Raw genomic sequence first — 15,499 nt, 5'->3', positions numbered from 1 at the left:
ATTTCATTCCCCTGTAATTACTTTTTTTTCTATCGCAATCGAATGCCAAAAAAACATTGGGCAAAAAGTTAATAATAAGAGCATGATAGCGTGCCTGATGGCTCATGTCGATGTGGCTGGCGAAATCGAATCGATCAGATCGATTATTGGACGGTATTTTCCAATCTATGATGTTCGCGTAACTCACGACTCTCTTTCGATTTTTATATCGCCAGATCCGTCAACACTTGAAGAGAATTTTGAGGCAATGCGCCGAGAACTGGGCTCTAAAGGCTATATTCCTTTTCTTCGTCTCCAAGCTGGTGAGTATCTCATCGCTATAGCAAGAAAGCCAGAGGTTAAGTCTCGCGGTCCGTGGCTGAATTTGATTTTGTTGATTATCACCTTTCTAACTACTACGTTCGCAGGTGCCTATTTATGGGCAGGTTACAAGAATGCGGAAACCCTATTTTTAGCTGATAATTTCCTCTGGGGTGCCATCTTCTTTGCTGTACCACTGATGACAATGTTGGGCATGCATGAACTCTGCCACTATATCGCCTCAAAGAAGCATGGTGTTGAAGCATCACTTCCTTTTTTTATCCCATCTATTCCGCCTCTTGGAACTTTTGGAGCGTTCATATCGATGAGAGATCCCGTGCCGAACAGAAAAGCTCTCATTGACATTGGAGTTGCTGGACCTCTTGGCGGACTAGTTGTCGCGATTCCCCTTGTCATTATAGGTCTTTATCTCACAGCCCAGGGCGAGATTCAAACAGGCGAAATAGGAACGGCCGGGGGTATGGCAATAGTTCTTCAGCCGCTATACCAGTTCTTCATGCTTTTTGTCCCAATACCTGACAATGTAGCACTTCATCCTACTGCTTTTGCAGCGTGGGTAGGACTGCTTGTGACTGCAATCAATTTGCTCCCTGCAGGACAATTAGACGGTGGTCACATTGCGAGAGGTCTCCTGGGTGAGAATTCCAGATATTTGAGTTATGTAACACTTGCAGTTCTATTCATCATGTCATTTTTCTATGTAGGTTGGTTTATTTTTGCGGTTTTGATATTCATGCTGGGATTGAGGCATCCAGCACCGCTAAATGACATATCGAAGGTTGATAATAAACGCAGATTTATCGGCATTGCAGCCATTGCGATTCTTCTACTCACGTTTGTTCCGATTCCAGTTGTAGAAATCCCACCAGATCATTCGTACGAGATCATTCTTGTTGATCCAGAATCACCGGTCGTCAATGTCACGCAAGGAGAGGTTGTCGGATTCACCATGTTTGTGAACAACACTGGTAATACATATTTGGATCTCAAATTCTCCGTGACTCAGATTCCCATGAATTGGAGCGCAATAATCTACCTGAGCAATCAATCCAAGGCTAATGCAACAAATATGCTGGAATTTAGAGTCCCCTATGGGATGTCTGCTAATGTGACGATGGAAATCTACGTTTGGGAAGGCGCAACTCCAGGCAAGAGAACGATAGTTCTTGACACTTCGTCTCAGAGCAAATCACAAAGATTGAGTTTCGAAATCAATGTGTCTTGATGAATACACAGTAGTTTCTCGAAAGCGATCTATGGACCTTCTGCTTATGGACTTCCAGCAGTTTCAACCTCTCAGAGGTGCAATTGTGAGGCGAAGGGTAAATAATACATAGTCTCCCTCCTGTGTTCAGAACTTCACAGATCGAATCCAGGGTCCTATTGTAAAGTGTTTTTAGATCTTCCTTTCTCGTTGAAGCTGACCGACCATACGGAGGATCCGTTACGACTGCATCTATTTTGTCAAAATATTGATGTAATCTACCGACGTCGATTGCTTCTAATCTTTCCCAGTTAATTCCAAAGTATTGGAGGTTTTCTTTGCATCCTTCTATCATTTCTGGGGAAATGTCCGATCCGAAAATTTTTGCACCGATGAGCCCTGCCTCGATCAAAACCCCGCCAGTGCCACAGAAGGGATCAAGAATGGATTCCCCTTCATGCAACTCTGCGAGATTGATCATCGCCCTTGCGTATCTGGGGTGCAAAGAAATTGGCGAAAAAAAAGGCCTGAAAGCGACCTTGCGCATATCGTATTGCTTTCTATCAATCACATAGTCTGAAATGAAGAAATGCAGATAATCAGAAATCAAGATGCGGACTTCGACGTCGGGCGCCACGAGATCGACTTTTCTATCTTTTGTCAACACAGCTGCAGCCTTTCTTACAAGCTGATTCGTATCTACTTCGGGCGTGCAATTCTGAAATTTTCTTGCGCGGATGCTTATTGTTCCTGATGGCAACTCTATACTATTTATGAATTCTTGGAAATTATCTGGGAGGCAGGAGCCGAGGTATCTACCGATGCGATGTGAAAGAGCAATGCGATTCGCAATACGATCAGCTCTTCCTCTTGGAAAATTACAAATCAAGTAGCCAGGTCCACGCGCTCCGATTGTGTATCGATCGCATTCGGCTCGCACACAAGCTATTGCCTCTGATTCTGGAAGCGTTGGATGTTCACCTGATAATTCAAAAAAGAATGGCAACTCAGTCACGAACGCCTTCTCCTGAGATTGAGATCACCACCTCTGCCTCCGGCAGATTCGGAGAATCGATCAACCTCGCGATTCTTTTCCCACCCTTGCTCTTCCTGAGGTAGATTCTAAATGTAGCAGTATGCCCGACAATGTGACCGCCAATGGGCCTTGTCGGATCGCCAAAAAATGCATCTGGTTTTGCTGCCACCTGATTTGTCACCGCGATAACTGCGTTGTTTACGTCGGCGAATCTCATGAGGTCATGCATATGTTTATTGAGTGATTGTTGCCTTTCAGCAAGTGCACCACGTCCGATATACTCCGCTCTGAAATGTGCCGTTAATGAATCAACGATCATAAGTCTGATCGGTCGCTCACGTGCAAGTTCGGAAGCCTTGTCTACGAGTAGCATCTGATGATGCGAATTATATGCCCTTGCCACATGGATCTTCTGCAAAGTCTCTATAGGATCAAGATCAAGTGCTGTTGCCATCTGGACAATTCTTTCTGGCCTAAAAGTATTCTCTGTGTCGATCAGGATGACCTCTCCCTCAAGACCTCCTCTGTCGACGGGCATCGTTGCATTCACCGCGAGCTGAAAACAAAGTTGTGTGTTATGAAGAATCATTGGAATAGATCCGCCAACAAAAGAATGGCCATTTGGAACGACGAAGTCATAAATGTAGTCATCATAAGGAATTCTATTAACGGATGTGACCGTATCGGATGAGATTTTATGGGGTTTATTAAAATTCTCCAAAAGATCTTTGTACGGCGAATCAATCACTCGAATCTTCTGTCCAGGCAAGATTTTTCCGGCACAAATCCAGGTTACCTCTCCATTTATTTCCACGGGAAGTTTATGAATCGCGCTCAGGGCTATATCTCGTCCGCGAAGGGTTTTGATCTCGATTAGCTCGCTGGCTTTTTCCCTGTATAAATAAGAAGCCTCAACGGGAATTATCATTCCGTCGACGAGACCCAAAACTCTGAAATCGTCGGCGCTCACAATTTCGCCGCCACCCTCGTTGTTAATTTTGCCAGATTCTTCTTCACGACGAGCAAACAGATCCTCGATTGATGCGATTTCAGGAGAACCGTCAAGTTCATAAATAACTGGTGTGTCAGCGGAAACGCATTTGCCACTGCCAAACTCCCCATAGAATTCGACTATTGACTGTGTTTCAAAACCTCCGCCCATAAGATCATCAAGGGCTTTTGAACATGAAGTCAGCTTGTGGATGTTTTTTCTTCTCTCAAGGATTTGATCACCTGTCTCAAAACCTCCGATGTCCGCGGCCTGCTTAGCTGCGGCAATGATCTTTGCTGCTGTGCTCTCCCCGATTTCCGCTATTTCAGCGAGAGTTTTCGGAGATTCCACAGCTATGCTCATGAGATCTGTATATCCTGCGTCACGGAGTTTTTCAGCTGTTGCAGGGCCAACACCCGGCAACTCCTCTAATTTCTTCTCGGGCATTGATGCACCTACTAAAACTAATCTCACCCACCTTTATAAGATATACTGCGGGAGATGAATGAAAGTGGGTATATCATAATGGTGCACTAAGGACCAGTTATATCAAAAAAGCTTTATTACTAGTAATTTACGAATAATTCTGTCATGAATATGAATCGGCATTCAGCATACATCATTTGCATTCTATCATCGTTAATGTCACACTTCAATCGTTTTATTACCCTTTAGGGATGAACTTGTATCTTATTTCTCAGGATTGCATTATACGAAGGATTTTTAATCTTCCCCGTGTTAGGGGGTGCAAGATGGCTCGCAAGAAGAAAAAAGAGGTCGTTGAAGAGGAATATGAATTTATTCCTCCTGAATTTGACGAGAAGGCGTTCTTGGAAAATGATATTAGATCAACGAAAACGCTGCTATTGACGACTCTATTTGCTGTTCTGTGTGGCATCATTGCATTTTTACTTGGAGAATTTAATGTACTACTCGGCCTCGTAGTGCTATTCGCAGGAATATTTTTATTAAGGTATTTGCCCATCTTAATAAAAATAAAGCCAGAAGAACTTGACAAGAAAACTCTTTTAGGAAATGGTGTGCTTTTTTTCTTTCTTTTCCTCGGCATCTGGATTCTCCTTATGAATCCACCCTTCAGCGATCATACGAGCCCGCATGTGACAGAGGTCGCCATTTGGTATCAAGACGGCCCCGATTGGGTGAGAAAACAACCGACCGATTTCTCTTTTTCAGGCATCCCCAGGAATGCCGTGATAAATATAACTGCCACAATTGTGGATAACGGCGGTTTAAAATCGGTCAAATTGGAGTTCTCTGGGCAACCTGCAGAGAATATGTCTCTAGCCTCAGGAAACATTTATCAGCTTGAAAAGGATCTATCCAAGTTTACTGGATCGGGTCCCTTTGTTTTTCACATCGTTGCAATTGATGAATCCGATAATCAATTGGTGTCTAATTCCTACAATATATATGTAATTGGGTAATCGATATGATTTCATATCTCCCAGGGCATTCTTTTGTCTAGAAGCATCGTCAATATTCCTTTGAATTCTCTCCTAAATACCATCTTGCCAGAGTATGTCCTGAAAGGCAACTCTCTGAAGTCCTTTCCCAATGAGGTGCACTTAATCTTCTCCTCGATCAGCGAAAGTGCGTGGCAGTATTCGCGTTTTGCAATGACAACAAGCCTACCTCCATCAATGAAGGGTTCGCTGAAACCCCTGCCCCCCCTCCATCTTTCCAGAAATCGCTTAGAATGATCTATCCACATTGGCGGGCCACTGTGTCTTTTGGCAAAGGGAAGATTGATGCTCTCGAGTTCAAATGCAATCAGGATCCTTTTATTTGCGCAGGAATTCTTGTCAATTATTACAAAATCGTGTTCCCTCAGAAGGTTTGCGATGCCCTCTTCGGTCTTTCTAATCTGCGGATATAAATCATCATCAACAATCTCAGGACGATTAAAAGCAACAACAAGAATCGAAGTCCCCCTTTTTTCGATACATTTCCTTATTTCTTTTATCTTCCATTGCTTTCTTTTTCTGGGGAAGAAGAAGCGCTCACTTTTTCTAGCAATGTATTCTCTTGAAGCGTAAATAAATCTGGCAAAAGAATCTACTGAAACTGGTGAGGCAACATTTCTAAAGGGATCAACTGGATCGTAGAATATTAATGGATCTTTGAATTGAGATTCGCTTCGATTTTCTAACCACAGAGTTTCTCCAAATTTCCAGCTTGATGCTGCGTGGATGGTGGAAATAAATGTGGAATACTTCAAAATTAGAAGTTCTACGAGATAGCCAGAGAATCCTTGAATTTTGGCTTCGGCTCCATACACGCCTATACCTTTCATGAACTGCTTAAGGAGACGGACTTCCACCTTTTGTTCTTCCTTCAAATGTTTCTTGATGAATTCCGTGTGAAAGGGCGTTCTGTCAACCGCGCTTTTTATGTTACAAGGATCAAGAACCTTATAACATGGAACAAGATCGACCTCAAAACCACCTATTTGTCCGTGTATGTACGGATGTTCGGCATATCTTTGCTCACCGTTTAGGACTTTTTTTCCTATGTCGAGTCCGATCTTCTCAAGGTCTTTCCGCTCTATGAAGGGTGGAAACATGATGAATATATCGATATCGGGATATGGTAGATACGTATCCTTTGCAACAGATCCGACTAATCGCGGCTCAAGAGGAATTTCATAATCCGTAATCGTTGTTCTGATTCTTTTCATCAAATCAGAGACGACCTTCTCAACCATTTGTCTATGTTTTTCATCTGGGGTAATTTTCCAAGCGATTTCCTTTTCGAGTTCCATACAACGACTCTATATCACTTGAATTGAAAAATGCTTTTGTTTTACAGTATGAAACAGTTATATCAATAAAATCATTCTGAGAAAAATATGAGGGGGGTTTGGCGCCCAGGATCGGCGTGGTGGGGATAACAAAAAAGCTTAGGAGGAAAGTTGAGCCACCGACCCCAAGCGCCTAATTTTGCCATAGCATGCACTGCTATAAATAATTAACTATTTACTTCCCCGAATAAGAATACGATAAGCCGCATATTTTATCGAAAATCGCTCGGTATTCCGATATTTTGGCGAAACCCAAAGTCTGTAATTACTCAGTAAACAGAATGATGTTTTTCATAGCGCATTTAATAACGAACTTCTATCTCTCTTTGGACATCGATCGAAGCATAATCACTCATTGCGCGTGTTAAAACTCCGGACTCTCTTTCAATGTATTCTGCTTGCTTTTCTGGCCCATCATCTAGCACCTTCATACCAAAATGAGTGAGAATCGCGATTTCTGGCCGTATCAATTTCACAAATTCTGCAGCATCTTCTGTATTTAAGTGATAAGTGATTCTAGAACCAAGCGGTCTCGTAACACAAAGTACAAGGATCCGACAGCCGCGATGGAATTCTATTACCTTCTTGTCAATTTCTGTATCGCTAACATACGAAATAATCCCAGACGACGTGTGAAAGCGAAACCCCACAGTAGTTGGATCGCTATGTTTTGTTGGTGTGACTTCCACGGTGACATCTCCTACGGGAATCTCATCTCGAGGTTTAACGGTCTTAACGTTCTTGACCATTGAGAGATGATATCTTGAGATCGCGGGACCGAATCGCCCCTCGCCCTCAATTACGCTCTTGCTAGCAAGAAGGTATCCACGGCGACCAAATCCGCCGCAAGTCATGCCCTCGATAAGTATTTCTGCGTCGCTGTAGTGATCTAAATGACAGTGTGAAACAAGTATGGCATCTGTTTTTGCGGGATCAATAGACAATCTTTTCATCGCGACTATTGCGCCTGGTCCTGGATCTACATGGAATCTTGCACCATCATCTATGTAAATTCCTCCTGTACTCCGTGCCTGATAGATCGTTGCAAAGCGTCCCCCGCCAGTACCTAGAAAAGTTATAAATGTCACCCTTATACCTCTTTTTCTGGTTTTTGACGTATGAATGAAACTCTTTGAAATATGTTTTTCTGAGTCATCTGAATAAAACGCCGTACAAATTTCGAGTTTTAAGATGATACCAAATTTTAATACGCCAGGTCTCGATCTAAGGTTGATGAAAACGGTGATAAGGGACGCCTGGATTGTAACTCAGAATGCAAGGCGAGAAATCCTGAGAGGAGATATTCTCATTGAAGATGGTATCATCAAGCAACTTGGAACGGTTGATTGTTGCGCCGACGAGGAGATTAATGCTCATGGCGACATTGTGATTCCGGGCTTGATTAACACGCATACACACGTTTCGATGTCGATCATGAGAGGTATTGCTGATGATATGACTTTCGAGGAATTTCTGTCTAAAGTCTTCGAAATAGATAGCCGTCGTACCTCTGAGGACATTTATCTAGGAACCAAACTCGGATGTCTTGAAATGATCCGCAGCGGTACGACAACCTTTGTAGATTTGTACTATTCAGAAGATGTAATAGCAAAAGCAGTGCAAGAAATGGGATTGAGAGCAGTTCTTTGCTGGGCCGTGCTGGATGAAGAATTTACAACTCAAAAAGGGCGTCCGATGGATAATTGTAGACATTTTTATGAGAGTTTCCGAAGCATTTCTTCGAGAATTACTCCTGGAGTCGGGTTGCAGGGCGTTTATGTTTGTTCAGAAAACACGTTTACTGAAGCGGGAGAATTTGCGAGAGAAAACGAACTTCTTCTACACTTTCACCTATCAGAGACTCGTAAAGAGGTCAATGATCACAAAAAGAAAACTGGCATGCGTCCAGCAGAATTTTTGGAGTCTATTCATTTCTTTGACTCGCGCTGTCTAGCAGCTCACTGTTGTTGGCTCACAAGAAATGAAATAAAGATCTTAGCAAGGCACGGCGTTAGTGTTTCAACTTGTCCAGTATCAAATATGAAGCTTGCTACAGGTGGCGTAGCCCCAGTTCCAGAGATGATTGCTGAAAGAGTGAATGTGTCGATAGGAACCGACAGCGCAACTACAAACAATTCTCTTGATATGTTTGGTGAAATGAAAGTTCTTTCACTTCTTCAAAAGTCTAGTCGATGGGATCCCGCTATTCTGAAAGCGCAACAGATTTTAGACTGCGCAACGATCAATGCAGCTCGGGCAATTGGTCTTGGAGACAAGATAGGATCGATTGAACCGGGTAAGAGCGCCGATATCGTAATAATTGACGGCGCTGCTCCTAATCTTCAGCCTGTTCGATTATCAACTCTTATTCCTAATTTGATATATTCTTCTTCACCAGCAAATGTAAAGACACTAATTTGCGATGGACATATTCTTATGAAGGATTTTGTAATTAACGTAGCTGACGAAGCTCATATCACCAAGCAAGCATCATATGTTGCAGAGAAGTTATTAGGTTAGGTAGTAAATCGATGATTGAAGTAAAAAGTCCCGACTCCCGGATTTGAACCGGGGGCCTGCTGATCTCAGCGGCTTTGCAACCGGCAAGCCGGTAACCCACTACAGTCAGCCGCTCTAGCCAGACTGAGCTAAGTCGGGATGTTTCAACCTAATTATCGGTTTCCTATTTAGAATTTTGTTCTGCTTAAAGCTCGATCCTTAAGGCTGGGAGTCTAGTTATTATCAAGAGCAAAGGATGATAATATTTAAATACAATGGTCGTGATATCTTTTTGTCAGACAAAGGAGGTCGTTTGTACCTCTCTGGATCTCCGGTGCGAGGATGGTTGAGCAAGATCTTGAAAAAATAACAATTCGGCTTCCTGCTAGATACATCAGAGCACTCGATTTCCTCGTAAAAGTCGATGATTTCCCCTCGCGCTCAGAAGCGATACGAGCTGCAATTAGGGACTTCATTTACGGGCGCGTTGACCTAGTAATGGATAAAATCAAGAAAATGGAAGAGGCCGAAAAGACTCTCGCCGCTATGGAGATCTTCGAGGAACGATACCTCAACAAATAGCCTGTGAGAATGGGATGGGATGCACATTCTCAGATAAGAGGTCACTATTACCTCCCCCCTTTTTATTTTTTTAACGTGGAGACGAATAATTTAATTCATGCATAATAATGTCTGAAAACCCAGACACGGCACGCCTTTGGCATTTATTTTAATCGAATCACTTAATGATATCGTTGCCGACGCGGGTATTTCTTAGTTTAAGGAATCCTTGGTTTACCCTATGTATCCGAGGTCTTCGCGTTTTGGTTCGGGTGGCGACTCTATTTCCCGTATCTTTGAGGTTATAAGATCGATTTGTTCGGCTTTATCCTCAAGCGCGCTGAAATCGATATCGACGTTAAGTACTTTCGCAAGAACCCGCAGTACTACTTCAGCACCCTTTGGATCAACAAAGTAACCAGACGTTTCACCCATGAGACAGACCGCTCTTATACCGTGAATCTTCCCTAGACCGAGCAACAGGCCACTAGCCCCGACTATGCCGCTTCCTGGCTCTCCTTTGGCGAATACAACGCCGTATTTTTTCATCTCTTCAACTAGCTCCTTGTCCGTCGCAGCACCGAGAACACGAGGCTTTTCAACCATCTTTCCAACTCCATACCCGCCAAGTGTGAAGATTTTCTTCACACCATACTTTTTGGCTATTCTTAGAATGTGATCGGAAAGCTCGTATTGACCTTCTGGGGTGAGACCTTGGTAATCGCCAACAAGAATGATCAAATCAGGTCGCGCACTATTGCCCTTGCTGTAGTACAACTCATTACCGACTAATCTGATCAAACCCTCGTCATCTACGAGAACTTGCGGCGGGAAGAATTTCGAGTAAATTTCTGCAAATTTCACGGCCCCCAGCTGTTCCAACAGATGTTCTGCTGCGAGTTTTCCCACATTGCCAACTCCTGGCAGTCCTTCGACTAGTATTGGGTTTTCGAGGACCGGATCCTCGTAGAATATTGTTTCAATGTACTCCGTAACCATCACCTCTTTCCTTTCTCAGTCGTCTCCTATAGTTCCCATATTTGTCCTCGGGAGAGAATTTGGGTGGTGTCGCAATAACACTCATTGATCCACATCGCGGACATGATTCTTCGAGAGTATATTCCTGACACTTTAGACACTTTCTAAGCGAAGTTTTCATTATTAATTTTTCCCCTTAATCATTCTCCTTAGTTTCACATTCATATCTTCGTTCGTATTAATTTAACGAACAAAAGCTAATTATTTCGTTTCCCGATGGAATACTCCTTGTCCACCTGACTGTTTTATCGTGGTAACTATTTTTTCACTGATCCTTTTCATTTCTTCTTCGGCACTCCTATAGTCAGGTGCGGTAATTACAATTCTATACCGTGGCGCACCAATATATTGAATTTTAACGTTTTCTTTTGCCAGATCGAGACCTGCGAGAAGTGCACCCCTGATTTTGTCGACTCCATCTGGTAGCGGACAAGTCAACTCAATTTGCCCATCAATTTGAACGAATGGTGGCACAATATTCTCCTTAGCGATTTCGATGAATGTGGAAGTCCAAGATCCTTCGAACCCATTCTCAGCTAGTGACTTGGGATTAATTGCACATTGTTCAAAGGCACCATAGAGACTCCCAAATTTCTCAATGAGCTTGTATCCGAATTCCTCATAACACTCTTGGACATTTTTACCCAAACGCTCAGCAACGATTTCCATGAGTTTCTCCGCTTTCTTCTCATTTTTCCATTGCTGGATCTTCTCCCTTCTTTGATGCTCATTGACGGATTTCAATGAAAGATCGATATGCCCCTTTGAAGGATCCACGCCGAGAACCTTGCACACGACTTTCTGCCCCTCCCGAACGTAATCGCGTATATACTTGATCCACCCGGTTGCCACATCTCTTACGTGGATAAACCCTTCCTTATTGTCATACTCATCGAGTGTTACAAATGCACCAAAATTCTTTACATTCTGAACTGTGCAGACGACAAGCTCGCCTTCCTCAGGGTACTCGCTTATCCTAACCATTAATCAACCACCCCGAGCAGCTCGCCTCTGATATCGCCCTTACCTCCAGTGGGTCTGATCAATACTGATCCACAGACGAGGCAGACAACGTTGGTAGATGGCTTCTTGAAGGCGATCTGCTCGTTACCGCAATCAGGGCACTTGATTTTTATAAATTTACCCGTCCTGACGTCAGCCATAGGTATCACTCCGCCAGCTCAAACTTTTTGGCTCTAAAGCATGGCCTCTGATGTGCCTTTTTACAAGTCTTGCATCGGTACCTTAATGCGATGCGCTTCGTAGGTTTTTCACGACCTTCGGGTTTCGGTCTTGGAAAACCCCCATATCCAGATGTTGCCTTCCTAAATCTTCTCTGCCCCCATTTAAGTTCGCTTGCCTTCCTTTTCTTAACTCTTTCAACCTCGTGATCTGTATGGGTCTTACAATGAGGACAGTAAGTCCTGATGATTCTGGGCATTTTCATGAGTATTCACCTTGGGCGCAAGTGCCCTAATACTCAACATATATATAAAATCTTATTAGAAGACAAGAAGGAATGATCATCTGGCTTTCAATGCATGTACCAATGAAATTCTGATCCATATAAATTTTTCCAGTTTGTGAATTGAAGACTCGAAAGGAGAGTAAATTTGAATCAAATTTAGAAATAGAAAAGAATATATATGATTCGAATAATTAAAAAATGAAGATTATGGTGGAAAGAGGCTTCAGTAAGGAAGATGAGATGCTTGTTGAGCTTCTGACGAATACTGGTATGCCGAAAAATGTTGCGAAAACACTCGCTTTTCTTAGAAAGAAAACTGAAACTACGTCTGTTGAGATTGAAATGTCGACAGCCCTACGACAGCCCGAAGTCTCGATTGCTATGCAGGAGCTTCGTCGAAGAAAATGGGTGACAAAAAGGGATATTAAGAAGGAGGGTAAGGGCAGACCTATTCATGCGTACCGCTTAGCAGTACCCTTCGAAAAGATTGTTGAGATGATTGAAAGGGAAGAGAAAAAACGGATTGAGAAAATTGAACAGAATGTCAATCAATTGAAGCAGCTCGTCATTGCAGCCCCTGAAGGGATAATAAAGGGCTCCGAAACTTCTTAAAAATCGACTTTAGTCAACTGCTCCGATCAACGGAATCTTACGAGGACACCTTGCTCAGTTCCAATTATTATTTTTGTCACAATGTCTATGAAAAGTCCCGTTTCTACAACTCCTGGAATGGATTTCAACCGTTTTTCTAAATCTCCTGGAGTTTCTATTCTTCCGAATTTGCAATCATATATGTAATGTCCATTGTCCGTAACGAAGGGTTTCTCCCCTCCCCTTAAATATGCAATGCATCCGAGCTCTTCCAGCCTCTTTTTTGTATGCTTGTGGCCAAAAGGAATGACCTCAACTGGCAACGGAGACTTCGTTCCTAATGCAGAAACGAGTTTCGTATCATCAACGATTATAACCTCCTGCCGCGATAAATGCGCTACAATTTTCTCACGGAGCAAAGCACCGCCGAGACCTTTTATTAGTCTAAAATCAGGATCAACTTCATCGGCTCCATCGATAGTGACATCAATGTGATCTACGTCGTCGATCGACATCAACGGAATGCCTAAGCACTGTGCGATTTTTTCCGTTTCGATAGATGTTGGTACACCTACAATATTGAGCCCGCGCTTGCAGAGCTCACCGATTCTTTGCAGCGCATAATATGTGGTACTCCCAGTTCCTAAACCAACTATCATACCGTCTTTAATCTCCTCAACAGCCTTCAACGCGGCTATCTCCTTCTTGTTCATGATATCAGTCCCCAAAATTCAAGCGAACCAACTTCTCAATTCTTTGTGCGATATATTCATTGATGCGCTTGCCCACTTCGACGGATGCTTCACTGGGATTACCAACAATACCCTGGGGATAGCAGGTTTCTGGGTTTCTAACAATCATGAAATTCTTATCGATGAATGTCCCCTTGACGTGTGTTTCTTTTACTAATTCAGGTCTTATTGCGAGAACTCTAGCTGTTTCGACAAAACCGCCGTGTCCATCCTTGTTGTTGCATCCAAGCTCGCAAGTTATTTCTTTGGCAAATTCGTAATCAGCGACGAGCATTAGTTTAAGATCAAATGATTCGACCGCTTGTTGGCAAGCAAGTCTGAGAGCTGCCATATGCAATACACCAGCGTGCCCGCTTATAACGACAATTTTATTTATCCCATTCTTTGCAAGCGATGAAATAACGTCAAAGACGAGATTACGGAGCGTTTCAAACTCTAATCCGATCGTTCCCGCCATGTTCTTGGTCGAACTATGATACCCGTATTTTATCGACGGAGCAACCAGTCCGTTCAATCTGATTGCTAGCATTTCTGAAATTGCCTCTGGCTGAAGCGAATCTGTGGAAAGTGGTAGATGTGCTCCATGCGCCTCTGTTGCCCCGATAGGAAGAAAAACTATCGGATCCCTTTTTATGATCTCTCTGAATTCACAACTGGTCATGTCCTCAATTCGCACGTTTCTCACCTTTCTTGGAATCAAGATCAATCAATGGACAGCCGCAGACAGGACATATCTTCTTTGACAGAGAATCTATGTCGAATCTTTCTTTCAATTTTCGATCGATTTCATCGATTTTTTCTTTCTTTATCGATTTCTCGCAGCGCGGACAATAGTACATTATTAGAGGCATCAGAAATGATAGTAATTAAAATTCTGCCTGTGGGATTGCAATCAGCTCTGGTCGATTTCCGATTGTAGGGAGAAAGTGCTAAGGTGCGAATAGAAGAAATGTTGAAATTGAGGAGAATTAATGGTAATCAATAATGAAATTTGCATCGTTATTTTCGGGTGGAAAAGATTCTACGTTCGCCACCTACCTCATCGAACAGCAGGGGCATGTTGTTGAGTATCTTATTGGCGTTGTGCCTACGGATCCACATTCGTGGTTATTCCACACGCCAAATCTCCAGCTCTTGCCGCTCCAATCACGTGCAATGGAGAAACCTCTTATCATGGTGAAGGGTGGCAAAACTGAAGAGGAAGACTTGCTTGCGCTCAAATCAGCCCTCCAAAGCGTAGAAGTGGACGGAATTGTGACCGGTGCTATTGCATCGGAATTTCAGTGGGAAAGAATCAATAGTGTATGCGAAGAACTCGAAATTCCAATGTTATCACCCCTCTGGCGGAAAGACGAATATATGATTGTTAAGGAGGAAATCGAAGCTGGTATTAAGTCGATCGTGGTAAGTGTATCGTCGGAGGGTCTTGACAGTTCCCATCTTGGAATAGAAATCGATGATTCTTTCTTGGCATTTCTCAAAATGATTCACGACCGCTTTGGCGTTCATATTGCAGGAGAGGGTGGAGAATATGAAAGTCTCGTGCTTGATTCACCACTTCATAAGGCACCATTGCAATTGCTTGAAATCTCTGAGGAAATTGGTCGCGATCATGGCCGTCTAATCGTAAAAGAAGCCGTCCTGGGAGAAGCGAAATGACTCCACATAGATTCAATGTAAAGGATAGAAATAAGCTTGATGAAAGTTGGCGCTGGCGCATCCAGCCTGCTCAAGAGATTATAGATAGGGCTGCAATAAATGGATCTGAAACATGTTTAGACTTGGGATGCGGAATTGGATACATTTCGATCCCGCTCGCAGCCCGCGGCGCGAATGTAATCGCCTTGGATATCGAGAGGATCATGCTTGATACCCTCTTGAAGAAAACCCCCTCAATGTTGAGAGATAGGATAATTCCCCTCTTGTGTAAACTCCCCCTCCTGCCATTGAAATCAGCTGTAGTCGATCATGTAGTAGCGGTCAATGTTGTCCATGAAGTCGATGCTAAAGAGTTGTTGGTTAACGAAATCGCTCGGGTTCTGAAATCTGGTGGAAGAGTTAGCGTTGTTGATTTTCAAAAGAAACCTGCATCTTTTGGTCCGCCCCTGCACGAAAGGCTTTCTTTCGAAGAGATGCTAAATCTATTCTCTAGGTTCTCATTAAAAGCCCGATTTATTTTTGATGAATTCTATCAGTTGGAATTTTCAAAGTACTAGG

Annotated in this window: 19 protein-coding genes and 1 tRNA gene; 7 read left to right on the top strand and 13 right to left on the bottom strand. The window is 43.1% G+C overall.

The annotated features are described in order from the left end of the window. Positions 1-97: 97 nt before the first annotated feature. Positions 98-1,546, top strand: coding sequence for a site-2 protease family protein (locus QW087_06065; GenBank protein MEM2944284.1), 1,449 nt, complete (start codon positions 98-100; stop codon positions 1,544-1,546). Here QW087_06065 and QW087_06060 read toward each other — a convergent pair. Both QW087_06060 and radA read right to left on the bottom strand, forming a co-directional pair. Then, positions 1,533-2,540: a methyltransferase domain-containing protein gene (locus QW087_06060; GenBank protein ID MEM2944283.1), complete on the bottom strand. Its 1,008-nt coding sequence runs from the start codon at positions 2,538-2,540 to the stop codon at positions 1,533-1,535. The two genes, QW087_06065 and QW087_06060, sit on opposite strands and share 14 nt — an antisense overlap. Continuing rightward, positions 2,533-3,999, bottom strand: a complete 1,467-nt coding sequence (gene radA, locus QW087_06055) for a DNA repair and recombination protein RadA (protein MEM2944282.1) — start codon at positions 3,997-3,999, stop codon at positions 2,533-2,535. The genes QW087_06060 and radA overlap by 8 nt, the downstream gene beginning before the upstream one ends. A 305-nt stretch (positions 4,000-4,304) precedes the next feature. On the opposite strand from radA, the gene QW087_06050 reads away from it, so the two are divergent. Further along, positions 4,305-4,997, top strand: a complete 693-nt coding sequence (locus QW087_06050; GenBank protein MEM2944281.1) for a hypothetical protein — start codon at positions 4,305-4,307, stop codon at positions 4,995-4,997. Between the two features lie 11 nt (positions 4,998-5,008). Here QW087_06050 and cca read toward each other — a convergent pair whose 3' ends face one another. Both cca and QW087_06040 read right to left on the bottom strand, forming a co-directional pair. After that, complete coding sequence (cca, locus tag QW087_06045; protein ID MEM2944280.1) at positions 5,009-6,334, bottom strand: CCA tRNA nucleotidyltransferase; 1,326 nt, start codon at positions 6,332-6,334, stop codon at positions 5,009-5,011. A gap of 341 nt (positions 6,335-6,675) precedes the next feature. Next, complete coding sequence (locus QW087_06040; protein ID MEM2944279.1) at positions 6,676-7,461, bottom strand: MBL fold metallo-hydrolase; 786 nt, start codon at positions 7,459-7,461, stop codon at positions 6,676-6,678. A gap of 145 nt (positions 7,462-7,606) precedes the next feature. Here QW087_06040 and QW087_06035 point away from each other — a divergent pair, with 145 nt between their 5' ends. After that, positions 7,607-8,893 carry an amidohydrolase family protein gene (locus tag QW087_06035; GenBank protein ID MEM2944278.1) on the top strand — a complete coding sequence of 429 codons (1,287 nt, stop codon included), beginning with the start codon at positions 7,607-7,609 and terminating at the stop codon, positions 8,891-8,893. A gap of 28 nt (positions 8,894-8,921) precedes the next feature. On the opposite strand, the gene QW087_06030 is transcribed toward QW087_06035, so the two are convergent. Further along, positions 8,922-9,031: transfer RNA gene (locus QW087_06030), tRNA-Tyr, on the bottom strand. A 183-nt stretch (positions 9,032-9,214) separates the two neighbouring features. On the opposite strand from QW087_06030, the gene QW087_06025 reads away from it, so the two are divergent. Beyond that, positions 9,215-9,454 (top strand): ribbon-helix-helix domain-containing protein, encoded by a 240-nt coding sequence (locus tag QW087_06025; GenBank protein ID MEM2944277.1) that lies wholly within the window; start codon positions 9,215-9,217, stop codon positions 9,452-9,454. A gap of 213 nt (positions 9,455-9,667) precedes the next feature. Here QW087_06025 and QW087_06020 read toward each other — a convergent pair whose 3' ends face one another. The 5 genes from QW087_06020 to QW087_06000 all read right to left on the bottom strand — a co-directional run bounded on the left by QW087_06020 (position 9,668) and on the right by QW087_06000 (position 11,918). After that, a complete protein-coding gene (locus tag QW087_06020; protein ID MEM2944276.1) occupies positions 9,668-10,432 on the bottom strand; it encodes a proteasome assembly chaperone family protein in 765 nt (254 codons plus the stop codon). Further along, positions 10,413-10,592: an RNA-protein complex protein Nop10 gene (locus QW087_06015; protein MEM2944275.1), complete on the bottom strand. Its 180-nt coding sequence runs from the start codon at positions 10,590-10,592 to the stop codon at positions 10,413-10,415. The genes QW087_06020 and QW087_06015 overlap by 20 nt, the downstream gene beginning before the upstream one ends. 80 nt (positions 10,593-10,672) lie before the next feature. Next, positions 10,673-11,455 (bottom strand): translation initiation factor IF-2 subunit alpha, encoded by a 783-nt coding sequence (locus QW087_06010; protein ID MEM2944274.1) that lies wholly within the window; start codon positions 11,453-11,455, stop codon positions 10,673-10,675. Continuing rightward, the gene (locus QW087_06005; protein ID MEM2944273.1) at positions 11,455-11,634 is read right to left on the bottom strand and encodes a 30S ribosomal protein S27e; all 180 of its coding nucleotides are present in this window, start codon (positions 11,632-11,634) and stop codon (positions 11,455-11,457) included. The genes QW087_06010 and QW087_06005 overlap by 1 nt, the downstream gene beginning before the upstream one ends. A 5-nt stretch (positions 11,635-11,639) precedes the next feature. Continuing rightward, positions 11,640-11,918, bottom strand: coding sequence for a 50S ribosomal protein L44e (locus QW087_06000; GenBank protein ID MEM2944272.1), 279 nt, complete (start codon positions 11,916-11,918; stop codon positions 11,640-11,642). A 219-nt stretch (positions 11,919-12,137) separates the two neighbouring features. Between QW087_06000 and QW087_05995 the strand changes: the two genes are divergently transcribed. Then, a complete protein-coding gene (locus QW087_05995; GenBank protein MEM2944271.1) occupies positions 12,138-12,551 on the top strand; it encodes an ArsR family transcriptional regulator in 414 nt (137 codons plus the stop codon). A 26-nt stretch (positions 12,552-12,577) separates the two neighbouring features. Here the strand turns inward: QW087_05995 and rpiA are convergent, their stop codons facing one another. Genes rpiA through QW087_05980 form a run of 3 tightly spaced genes read right to left on the bottom strand, consistent with a single transcriptional unit; the run spans position 12,578 to position 14,133 of the window. Then, complete coding sequence (gene rpiA / locus QW087_05990; GenBank protein MEM2944270.1) at positions 12,578-13,243, bottom strand: ribose-5-phosphate isomerase RpiA; 666 nt, start codon at positions 13,241-13,243, stop codon at positions 12,578-12,580. A 4-nt stretch (positions 13,244-13,247) separates the two neighbouring features. Beyond that, on the bottom strand, positions 13,248-13,958 hold the full coding sequence (locus QW087_05985; GenBank protein MEM2944269.1) for a creatininase family protein: 711 nt from the start codon (positions 13,956-13,958) through the stop codon (positions 13,248-13,250). Next, complete coding sequence (locus QW087_05980) at positions 13,948-14,133, bottom strand: hypothetical protein (GenBank protein MEM2944268.1); 186 nt, start codon at positions 14,131-14,133, stop codon at positions 13,948-13,950. Before QW087_05980 ends, QW087_05985 begins: the two co-directional genes overlap by 11 nt. Positions 14,134-14,266: 133 nt before the next feature. Here QW087_05980 and QW087_05975 point away from each other — a divergent pair, with 133 nt between their 5' ends. Further along, the gene (locus QW087_05975) at positions 14,267-14,941 is read left to right on the top strand and encodes a diphthine--ammonia ligase (GenBank protein ID MEM2944267.1); all 675 of its coding nucleotides are present in this window, start codon (positions 14,267-14,269) and stop codon (positions 14,939-14,941) included. Then, on the top strand, positions 14,938-15,498 hold the full coding sequence (locus tag QW087_05970) for a methyltransferase domain-containing protein (protein ID MEM2944266.1): 561 nt from the start codon (positions 14,938-14,940) through the stop codon (positions 15,496-15,498). Before QW087_05975 ends, QW087_05970 begins: the two co-directional genes overlap by 4 nt. The last annotated feature ends 1 nt before the right edge of the window (position 15,499 follow it).

The organism is Methanomassiliicoccales archaeon (assembly GCA_038850735.1).
Lineage (GTDB): Archaea > Thermoplasmatota > Thermoplasmata > Methanomassiliicoccales > JACIVX01 > JACIVX01.
Note: the sequence above shows the minus strand (reverse complement) of the source record. Positions and strands in the feature narration are given on the sequence as shown.